Here is a 1,101-nt window from a genome sequence, read left to right as displayed (position 1 = left end):
CTGAAGCATTCGCATATGCTAAATCATGCGCTTCTGCAACAGCTTGATACGTTACATAACCGTCTAATGTGTTGATTCCTTTTAGTAATGCTGTGTTGTCTAAGCATGCTTGCTTATAGCCTTTGTTTGCAATTTGCACTGCGTAAGGCACTGTCACGTTTGTCAGCGCGATTGTAGAGGTACGAGGTACTGCACCCGGCATATTCGCTACTGCATAGTGAACCACACCGTGCTTATCATACGTTGGCTCATCGTGTGTTGTGATACGGTCTGTCGTTTCAAAAATTCCGCCTTGGTCGATAGCGATATCTACTACTACAGAGCCCGGCTCCATCGATTGAATCATTTCTTCCGTTACTAGCTTCGGCGCTTTTGCACCTGGAATTAACACTGCACCAATTACTAAGTCAGATTCCTTCACTGCTTCGGCAATGTTGTATGGGTTAGACATTAACGTAGATACTTGGTATCCAAAAATGTCGTCCAATTGACGAAGACGATCTGGATTTAAGTCGATAATCGTTACGTCAGCACCTAAACCAACCGCTACTTTCGCTGCGTTTGTTCCTGCTACACCGCCGCCAATAATCGTTACTTTCCCGCGTTTTACGCCTGGAACGCCGCCTAACAAGATTCCTTTTCCGCCTTCCGGCTTTTCAAGGAATTGCGCCCCGATTTGAGCAGACATGCGGCCTGCCACTTCACTCATTGGTGTTAATAATGGCAGTGTGCCATTTGGCAGCTGTACTGTTTCGTACGCAATACCGATTACTTTATTATCAATCAATGCTTTCGTTAACTCTGGCTCTGGAGCTAGGTGTAAATATGTGAATAGAATTAACCCTTCGCGGAAATAGCCATATTCACTTGGAAGCGGTTCTTTTACTTTCATCACCATATCCATAGACCATGCTTCTGCAGCTGCATCTACGATAGTTGCTCCTGCTTGTATATACTCTTCATTTGTAAAACCTGAACCGATTCCTGCCTGTGTTTCGATATATACTTCATGACCGAAACGAACCAAATGAACCACACCCGCCGGTGTCATTGCTACGCGGTTTTCGTTGTTTTTAATTTCTTTAGGTACACCGATACGCA

General features: G+C 44.7%; 1 protein-coding gene. It reads right to left on the bottom strand.

The features are described 5' to 3' along the window. Positions 1-1,096, bottom strand: a 1,096-nt coding sequence (gene ald, locus J7Q84_RS18095) for an alanine dehydrogenase (protein ID WP_348519879.1), incomplete at its 3' end; no start/stop codon positions are given. Between the last annotated feature and the right edge of the window lie 5 nt (positions 1,097-1,101).

Source organism: Bacillus sp. 165, assembly GCF_017742235.1.
Taxonomy (GTDB): domain Bacteria; phylum Bacillota; class Bacilli; order Bacillales; family Bacillaceae_G; genus JAGHKQ01.
The sequence above is the reverse complement of the archived record's forward strand: the minus strand, read 5'-3'. Positions and strand labels throughout refer to the sequence as shown.